The 4,202-nt window shown below is 62.3% G+C and carries 5 protein-coding genes and 1 pseudogene; all 6 read left to right on the forward strand.

Translation table 11 applies throughout. The features are described 5' to 3' along the window. Nucleotides 1–325: 325 nt before the first annotated feature. The 6 genes and pseudogenes from H0V78_12285 to H0V78_12310 all read left to right on the forward strand — a co-directional run bounded on the left by H0V78_12285 (nucleotide 326) and on the right by H0V78_12310 (nucleotide 4,202). Complete coding sequence (locus tag H0V78_12285; protein MBA2352518.1) at nucleotides 326–733, forward strand: carboxymuconolactone decarboxylase family protein; 408 nt, start codon at nucleotides 326–328, stop codon at nucleotides 731–733. Nucleotides 734–963: 230 nt separating this feature from the next. Then, entirely contained in the window at nucleotides 964–1,686 is a 723-nt protein-coding gene (locus H0V78_12290; GenBank protein MBA2352519.1) for an SDR family oxidoreductase, read from the forward strand. 151 nt (nucleotides 1,687–1,837) lie between these two features. Further along, complete coding sequence (locus tag H0V78_12295) at nucleotides 1,838–2,026, forward strand: hypothetical protein (GenBank protein MBA2352520.1); 189 nt, start codon at nucleotides 1,838–1,840, stop codon at nucleotides 2,024–2,026. Nucleotides 2,027–2,170: 144 nt separating this feature from the next. Next, nucleotides 2,171–3,733, forward strand: a complete 1,563-nt coding sequence (locus H0V78_12300; protein ID MBA2352521.1) for an FAD-dependent oxidoreductase — start codon at nucleotides 2,171–2,173, stop codon at nucleotides 3,731–3,733. After that, complete coding sequence (locus H0V78_12305) at nucleotides 3,730–3,942, forward strand: DUF2945 domain-containing protein (GenBank protein MBA2352522.1); 213 nt, start codon at nucleotides 3,730–3,732, stop codon at nucleotides 3,940–3,942. The genes H0V78_12300 and H0V78_12305 overlap by 4 nt, the downstream gene beginning before the upstream one ends. A gap of 50 nt (nucleotides 3,943–3,992) precedes the next feature. After that, nucleotides 3,993–4,202: pseudogene (locus H0V78_12310) on the forward strand (DUF488 family protein).

Consider the following 4,202-nt stretch of genomic DNA (forward strand, 5'->3'; position numbering starts at 1 on the left):
AAGGGTTCGACCATTCGCTGCGCCGCGCTTCGCGCATCCCATCCCGCAAAGCCCCGTCGCGACCGCGCGGGACTTAATCAGAGGTTCCCTATGCGAAGACGATCTCGCTCGCGTCGGCCGCGCGATGCGCGAGCGGCGCGGAATCGGCGAGGTGTAGTAAGGGCCACGCGAGCTTGGAACGAAGCCGCTCGAACTGTCTTTGCGAGCGCAGAGGAAGCAATCTGGTTTTTGCTGTGACACTGAGGTCGCTTCTGTTGCCGTAACGACAAAACGAGATTGCCGCGTCGGCCGCGCCTCCTCGTATGACAATTCGCCGCGCGGTTGAATGAGTTCGGCGCGCCGGAATTATCCCATTCGCATTTCGATTCGAACGAGGAGACCGTATGGACCTTTATCCCCCACTCAGCAAGAGCTTGCGCGCAAGCGCGCGCAGCTCGCCCCCGAGATTTCCACGGCTTTCAAGAAGTTCAGTCAAGCCGTGTTCGCCGACGGCGCGCTGCCCGCCAAGACCAAGCAGTTGATCGCGGTCGCGGTGGCGCATGTGACCCAATGTCTGTACTGCATTCGCGGCCACACGGAAGCGGCGTTCAAGCACGGCGCGAGTCAGCAGGAGGTGATGGAAGCGATCTGGGTCGCCGCGGAAATGCGCGCGGGCGCCGCCTACGCGCATGCGAACCTTGCGCTTGAGACGATGAATCAATCGGAAGCGGGCCAGGCGGCGGCTGAACCATGAGCGCCCCGCCCCTTTGCCTGCGGCCGTAGTTATCATGCGTTCCCCAATGACACCGCATTTGTTCTGTTGCGAGATTTACGGATGGTGGTCCCGATTTTTTAAGGACCAGATCGGCGTCACATTTACCAGCGCGTCCAGAGCACGCGCAACCGATGATTATAATCAGTCTGAAAGGCGCTCTTGCGTTTGACGATTACGCGTCAAAGCGCGCATGCGCAAGGAGATAGAAAATGACAGGCATTCTCGAAGGAAAGGTAGCGCTGGTAACCGGCGTCAGCGCCGATGGACAGGTCGGGCAGGCGGTCGCCAAAGCGCTGGCGGAGCAGGGAACGACACTTATCATCGTGGCTCGCAACGAGAAGAATGTCGAAGCGCGGGCTGGGGAGTTGCGAGCCGGCGGCGCGCGCATCCTCCCCTTGACCGCGGACTTGACCAATGAAGGCCAAGTGCGCGAGGCGGTGGAGCGGGCGATAAAGGAATATTCAAGAATCGACATCCTGATTAACCTGGCCGGGGGTCTGACCCGCTACAAATCCGCGGTGGAGCTGAGTCTGGAAGACTGGATGCATGAGATGCGCAACAATTTGCTCAGCGCTTTTCTGGTGTCGCGAGAGGTTTTCCCGCGCATGCGCGACTCGGGGGGCGGTGCGATCATCAACTTCGCGCGTGCGGGAAGCCCCCAGGCCAATATGGTGGCCTATAACTGCGCGAAGGCGGGAATCGAAGCGCTGACCCGTACCCTTGCCCTGGAAGGACGAGACGCCGCAATCCGGGTCAATGCCATAGCGCCCGGCCTGGTCGATACGAAATCCAATGTTGAGGCGATGAAACCTAAAGACCTGAAGAAGTGGACCAAACGTCAGGACATCGCTGCAGCGGTGGTTTTCCTCGCGTCCGATGCTGCCTCGGGAATCACTGGCCAGGTCGTTCCCGTGACGGGCTGGGGGATATAGGAACCGGCGCTTGGCCTCGTTCCTGGTGGCGGCGGTAGCCAGCGGCGGGTTGATTCGCGATGGTCTGCGATAAGCGGCGCGCCGGGCATTCGGCAATTCATATCCGCGTCTCAGCAATTCGTCCGTAAGTCGGCTTGTCCAGCGCTCGCATATCAGCATCGACGCCGAGCTTGCGGGCGAGATGGCGATCGAGGAATTGATCGTCATCGCCGAACGCAGCGCCTCGTGTGAGGTGTATGGCCTGGTGAAGCGGCATGGCGGGCCCACTGACGGAGTTGTGGAACCCACACCAAAAGCGGCTTCTATCATGATAGCCGGCTCGCCACGCCACACGATGTAGTAACCTACGACGCCCGCTTCGGTTTGATCCTGACCGACCAGGAGAAGGGGGAGTTGGTCGAATATTTGAAGTCGCTTGGACTGCAAATCCGATGCTGATTGTTTTTCCGGTCGGGTGGATTTTCTCCCTGGTCATGGAGGATAAATGAGCGAAGTAAAAACGGAACTCGACGGGCCTGATCTCGCCCAGGGTGTGCCCGTTTCGACCGTTGCCGAGGGCGCCATGCTGCTCGGCCACACGCAGGGCAAACCGGTCATCCTCGTCCGTCGCGGCGAGGAGCTATTCGCCATCGGCGCCGTCTGCACGCACTATAACGGCCCGCTTGCCGAGGGCCTGCTTGTCGACGATACGGTTCGCTGCCCCTGGCATCATGCCTGTTTCAGCCTGCGCACCGGCGAGGCGCTGCGGGCGCCGGCGCTCAACCCCGTCTCGTGTTGGCGGGTCGAGCAGCGGGATGGTAGCGCTTTCGTCAGAGAAAAGAGCACCAGCCGGCAGCCGGCACCCGCAGCGTCGGGCATACCGGGATCGGTTGTTATCGTTGGCGGCGGCGCGGCCGGCAACGCCGCTGCGGAAATGCTCCGCCGGGAGGGTTACACAGGCCGCCTCACTATGCTGAGCGCGGACGAGTCGGTGCCCTATGACCGGCCGAATCTTTCCAAGAACTATCTTGCGGGCAGCGCGCCCGAGGAGTGGATTCCTCTTCGATCGGCCGGGTTCTACCAGAAGAAGGACATCGACTTGAAGCTCGGCGTGCGCGTCGCCTCCATCGACACCGCCGGCCGGCAAGTGCAGCTTGTGGACGGCAGCCGCCATGCCTACGATGCGCTGCTGCTCGCCACCGGCGCCGAGCCGGTGCGGCTGCAGATTCTCGGCGGCGATCTCCCCCACGTCCATTATCTGCGCACGCTCGCCGACAGCCGCGCCCTGGTCGCCAGGGCGCTGGTCTCAAAGAAGGCCGTGGTGATAGGCGCGAGCTTCATCGGCCTCGAGGTGGCGGCATCGCTGCGCGCGCGCAATATCGACGTGCATGTGGTCGGGCGGGAGACCTGCCCCATGGAGAAAATTCTCGGCGCGGAGGTCGGTAACTTCATCCGCAAACTCCATGAAGAACACGACGTGACCTTCCATCTCGGCACGACAGCCGCTTCGATAGACGAACGCGGCGTCACGTTGCAGAACGGAGAAATCCTCCTGGCTGATCTCGTCGTCATCGGCGTCGGCGTGCGGCCGGCAATTGCACTGGCCGAACAGGCCGGCCTCGCGATCGATCGTGGAATCACGGTGAACGAGTACCTGGAAACGAGCGTCTCGGGCATCTTTGCGGCCGGCGACATTGCGCGCTGGCCGGATCGGCTGACCGGCGAGGGCATCCGCGTCGAACACTGGGTGGTGGCCGAGCGCCAGGGGCAAACGGCGGCGCGCAACATCCTGGGCCGACGGGAACGCTTCGATGCCGTGCCGTTCTTCTGGACCGAGCAATACGACTTCGGCCTCGCTTATGTCGGTCACGCCGAACGGTTCGATAAAGCCGTCATCGATGGCGGGCTCGACGCGCGCGACTGCACGATCACCTATCGAAGCGGCGGCAGGAAGCTGGCCGCCGCCGTGATTCACCGGGATCTCGATGGACTGCGCGCGGAAGTCGAATTCGAGAGGACGATCGCCGAACGTGTAGAGGAATCCGCAGCCGGAGGCGAACCGTCATGACGGGCAAATTCAAGGTCGGCGATCACGTCGGCTGGAACTCGGAGGCCGGACACGTGAGCGGCAAGATCATCAAGGTTCACACGAAAGACTTCGACTACAAGGGACACACGCACCACGCCAGCAAGGACGGGCCGCAATACGCGATCAAGAGCGACAAGTCAGAACACATCGCCGCGCACAAGGGATCAGCGCTGCACAGGATCGCTTGAAAAATGCAGCGCTCACCGTGGACGAGCCGCGATGCCGGGGCTCGAAAACCATGGGTTCGACGATTTGGACCATAGGCCATTCGACTCGTCCGCTCGATGAGTTCCTCGTGCTGCTCAGCCAATATCGGCTCGAAGCGGTCGCGGATGTTCCCCGGTTCGAGGCGCCACCCTCAGTACGCGGAAGCCACGCTCAGCGCTACGCTCGCCGGGCATGGCATCGCCTATCGCTGGCTTCCAGCACTCGGCGGCCGGCGCCGGCC

It is taken from the genome of Burkholderiales bacterium (assembly GCA_013695435.1).
In the GTDB taxonomy this organism is placed as follows: Bacteria; Pseudomonadota; Gammaproteobacteria; order Burkholderiales; family JACMKV01; genus JACMKV01.

Excerpts from the sequence above, each read along its gene's own strand:
- H0V78_12285 (MBA2352518.1), top strand. The coding sequence starts at position 326 with ATGAGTTCGGCGCGCCGGAATTATCCCATTCGCATTTCGATTCGAACG.
- H0V78_12305 (MBA2352522.1), top strand. The coding sequence starts at position 3,730 with ATGACGGGCAAATTCAAGGTCGGCGATCACGTCGGCTGGAACTCGGAG.
- H0V78_12290 (MBA2352519.1), top strand. The coding sequence starts at position 964 with ATGACAGGCATTCTCGAAGGAAAGGTAGCGCTGGTAACCGGCGTCAGC.
- H0V78_12300 (MBA2352521.1), top strand. The coding sequence starts at position 2,171 with ATGAGCGAAGTAAAAACGGAACTCGACGGGCCTGATCTCGCCCAGGGT.